The sequence below is a fragment of the Polaromonas sp. P3_C2 genome, from assembly GCF_056402675.1.
The window spans coordinates 1-4,340 of the sequence record NZ_JBFUGX010000354.1 but is presented as its reverse complement, the minus strand read 5'-3'; the positions used below and the strand labels follow the sequence as shown (position 1 = coordinate 4,340).

General features: G+C 57.8%; 4 protein-coding genes. All 4 read right to left on the bottom strand.

Translation table 11 applies throughout. The features are described 5' to 3' along the window. Positions 1–549 (bottom strand): dTDP-4-dehydrorhamnose reductase family protein (locus AC1DWI_RS14885; protein ID WP_477725111.1); only part of this gene is annotated, 549 nt, incomplete at its 3' end. A 9-nt stretch (positions 550–558) separates the two neighbouring features. After that, the gene (locus AC1DWI_RS14880) at positions 559–1,782 is read right to left on the bottom strand and encodes a glycosyltransferase family 4 protein (RefSeq protein WP_477725110.1); all 1,224 of its coding nucleotides are present in this window, start codon (positions 1,780–1,782) and stop codon (positions 559–561) included. 5 nt (positions 1,783–1,787) lie between these two features. Next, on the bottom strand, positions 1,788–2,846 hold the full coding sequence (locus AC1DWI_RS14875) for a glycosyltransferase (RefSeq protein ID WP_477668530.1): 1,059 nt from the start codon (positions 2,844–2,846) through the stop codon (positions 1,788–1,790). Beyond that, positions 2,836–4,340 (bottom strand): hypothetical protein (locus tag AC1DWI_RS14870; protein WP_477725109.1); only part of this gene is annotated, 1,505 nt, incomplete at its 5' end. The genes AC1DWI_RS14870 and AC1DWI_RS14875, both read right to left, overlap by 11 nt.

Genomic DNA, 4,340 nt, shown 5'->3' with positions numbered 1-4,340 from the left:
ACCCTGTTGTGCAAGGAACCATTCCAGCAACCCGTAAGCGCTTTGCAATTCGTGGCCTATTGTCGAGGTGCGCAAAGTGATCGCGCCCTGGCCCAGCACCTCGCCCAGGAGCTTGGACTTGCCATAGACATCTTTTGCATCGGCCGCGTCGGCTTCGATGTAGTGTCCCTTGGCGCCCGAGAAGACGCAGTCGGTGCTGATATGGATCAAACGTGCCGACGCCGCCAGGCACAGCCCGGCGAGCTGGTGTGGCAGCAACGCATTGATGGGAATCGCGAGCAACGGATCATCAGCTTCGGTATGGTGCTTGGTCAGGCCGATACAGTTAACGACCACGTCAGGCCGGGCGTGGGCAAATGCGCGGATGACGCTGTCGCGGTCGTTGATATCGACAAAGGTCAGCATGCGCTCGGCGATGGCGGGCTCAAAAAAGCGCAGCGCCGCGGCATTTCGCATGCTGCCGAAGACCTGCCAATCCTTTTTCTGGCTCAAGACGCGGATCATGGCGCTGCCGATCATGCCGCTGGCACCCAATACAAGAACTCTCATCGAAAAACCTCAAGAAGATTCCGCCAGTGCGCGGAAATGGTCCATGAGCTGAAGTGTCAGCATGTCATGGTCGAAATGCTCTTTGAAATACCGTTGGCCGTTGGCGCCAAGAGTGGCGCGTTCTGGTGCACTCATCTCAGCCAGCCGAATCACCGCGGCGGYCAGGGCCGGCGCATTCTCGGCCGGAACCGAAAGGCCAGCCCCAGCTTCCTCGACGACGCGGGCACCTTCCCCGTTCAAACAGGCAATTATCGGTCGTCCAGCGGCCATATAGGCCTGGATCTTGTTGGGAATGGTCGCCGCGAAAATCGGTTGATCGGTCAGGGTTACGAGTAACGCTGAGGCCTTTTGCATGAGGCCGGGCATCAATTCGACCGGGAAACGGCCGGGCAGGTGCAGGTTGGTGAGCCCGCGTGCCGCAGCTTCTTCGGCCATCCAGGCCTGGCGGCTGCCCTGGCCGACGACCACAAACTGGACATCCGGACGCTCGCGGAGCAGGGTAGCGGCCTCGACAATGGCCTCGACGGCCTGCCCGGCGCCGATATTGCCGGCGAATACGACGCAAAACGCGCCGCTGTCCATAACCGGTATCGGTGGCGCTGGTGCGTCGCCGGGCGCGGCAAATAGCGGGTCGACCGAATTCGGGTAATAGGCGATCGGTGTGCCGCCGGCCAGTTCGCGAACCTTGGGTACAAATGCCTGTGATTGCACCAGAAGCAGGTCGGTACCTGCGTAAATGCTCTGAACGACGGACCTCACCAATGCCAGTGCACGCCGATTACGCACATAACCCGTGGCCTCCAGACTTTCCGGCCAGAGATCCTGGACCCAGACGGCAACCTTGCAGTTTTTCAGCCAACCGAGGAACAACGCCGGGATCGCCTGGAGGATTGGCGAAGTACCGTAGGCAAAAATGACGTCGTAGCGTTTGCCGCGCAGCTGCCACGCACCAAAAAGAGTGCCTGAGGCGACAAACGACAGATAGTTGAAGACCAGGTTCAACGCGCCCTTTTTCCGGCGCGGCGCAAGGGGTACCCGGTATATCGAGAGGCCGGCCCATGATTCACGCTGGCAGCCCCAGGCCCGGTAGCCGGGAAAAACCGAACCTTCGGGATAATTGGGCTTGCCGGTCAATACATCGACCTCGAAGCCCTTTTCAACGAGCGTTTTCGCGACATCGTTGATGCGAAAGCTTTCTGGCCAGAAATACTGGCTGACGATCAGGATACGCAATTGGGTCACTCTTCGGGGAAAACATGGGCGAGGAATTCGCCGGCGTTCATGAGCGGAAGGGGCTGCTCGCTTTGGCCGAGAAAGCGCTTCACTGCCCTGGCAATGGAGACCGGTGAATGGGGGTCGAATACCTGCTCGGGGTCGACCACGTCGCGTACGTAATCGAGTTCTGACGCCAGGATTGCCAGGCCCGCCTGGCGCGCTTCGATCAGTGGCAGGCCGAACGACTCGAACAGTGACGGATAAACCAGTACCTTCGCCTGGGCGTAGAGGCGCAGGATTTCGTCGTGTGGCCTCGCGCCGAGGTTTTCAACATTCAGACCGTAACGGGCCTTCTTTTCATCGATCCATGCGCAGAGTTCAGGGTGGGCATTGGCGTCGACAGTCAGCCAAAGCCAAGGATGCATGCCGTCATCCGCCAACAAAATCCAGGCTTCCATGAGCCGCTTGTGATTTTTGTGAGGCTCACCTGAAGCTACATAGATGAAGCCGCATGCGCTATCGCATGCCTTCGGGGTGCTGTTTCTCTCATAGCCGGCGCTGGTGCTCACAAAGGGCAGTACCGAAACCGGTTTGCCCTTTGCCAGACCAGAGGCATTCAGCAGGTCGCGCATTGAAGGAGTTTGCACGACGAAGGCTTGCGCGTTTTGGGCCTTGTGGGCGAACCATGCCCTTTCGATCAACAGCCGCAGGCGTGTCCTGAGAGGGAAGCTGGCGAGCGTCACCGGGTCGACGAGATAACGGTTCTGCACGAACACCACGGTGCGCCCTTTCAGCCTGAAGAGCGGTGGCAAATTGCCGAAGCACAGCACGAGGTCAGCCGCCCCCACGGATTTGGAAAGCCACCATTCAGCCCAGAAACGACGCCACACGGTCGGCGCAACAGTAATGACTTTCAGATGCGGAAGATGAGTCTTCGGCACTGGCATGCGGCTATCGAGCAACGCAGTTGTGTCACGACCAGCCGGCAGAGCCTCAAGCAGCGCGCGCAGCAACGACTGCCCTCCGCCGGAGTGCACATTGGTGGCGTGGACAAAAAGGGTTGTTGCCGTTTTAGTTGTCACGTGGTGGCGGGGCTTTTGCCAGTTTCAACTTGTACAGAGCGAACGCAAAACCATGCGTATGGACCGTCCATACCAGCAGGATACCGCAGCCGAGAACCAGAAAATAAGGAATGCTTTGCTGCGGAGCCACGCCGAATTGAACAGCGGTGCTGGCCATCACGACGCCGTAAAGCGAACAGAGAATGGGGTTGCGGGTCAAGGTTCGTATCAAAAGCTCGACAAGCAGCACCAGGAACGTAAAAATAACCATTCCGAGCGCGACAATCCAGAGCGAATTGCTGTAATAGAGGAAGGCCGGCCCGCCAGGCAGGCTTGCAAATCTGAATTTTGTACCGTCGGACTTGAGGTACACAGACTTCGAGATGCTTTGGTAGATATCGGGTTTTCCTATCGCCGGCTTCTCCAGAAAACCGCGACGCAAGAGCGCCGGGTCCTTGCCTGGATAGGCCTGCACGGCCATCAGGCCCTCCAGGCCTATCCATCTGTCAACGCTTAGCTGCAAGAGGCGGGCCGAAAAACCGTCGGTCAGCTGATAACCAAACTCATTGAGTAACAGCCGGGATTGCGCTGAATCCGTGCCCATGGCTTCCGCCCATTTCTTCTTTTCGGCGGCCATGATCGCTTCCAGCTGTATTTTCTCGATATTCAGTTTTCGCATTAATTCAATGATGGGCGGACGTTCCTCTGCCGGCGCAATTTTGAGTTGGGCCTCCAGCGTACCGAGATGGCCGCTGACAATTTCCCAACGGTAGTAGGCCTCGTGATAGGCCGTGCTTGTATACAGACCGGTCTGGTAGAAATAGTTCCGGAATGTCGTGACGGCCGATATGGATATCACCAGCAGCCCGCAAAAGGCAGCGGCAAGCATGATTGTTTTCAGGCGCGACCAGCCCGCCAGCTTGTGCCTGAATTGGTGTAAAACGAAAAGTTGTGGAACGGCGTGAAAGATATAGGCTGCCCGGCTCAGGATCGACGTGCTCGAGAGAAAAGCTTCAATCAAAATGCCATAAGCTGCCAAGGCGGGATTCTTCCCGAGCGTGATGTCCCACCAGGCAAAAAGGGCAACGAAAGTAGCCAGGCCGATGTTGAGCAGCCAGGCTACTACCGAGTTCAGCGGCCACATCAGAGACGCTTTTGGCGCAAGGCCGATTCGATGTATTCCGTATGCCAGATTGACAACCAGCACGCCTGCCGTCGCGAGCGCCAGCGCAAGCCATAGCCATTTCCGATTTGGTTCGTACCATGAGGGCACAATGAGTTTCTTTTCCTCACGCGTGGGGCTGATACGCCTTGCCAGGCCTGCATAGGCTATGCCGCCAGCAATGACACCCAAGCTGGCCACGCTTGCCACCAGCAGTACTTCGTCCCACGCTGCTGGCGCACCCTCGAACAATCCGATGGGCTCGACATATGGGTAATTGAAAATTGTGTGAATCGTCAGTTTGAGCCAGAGCCCGAGCCACAGAAATACCGTCAGGAACAAATAGCCGTAAC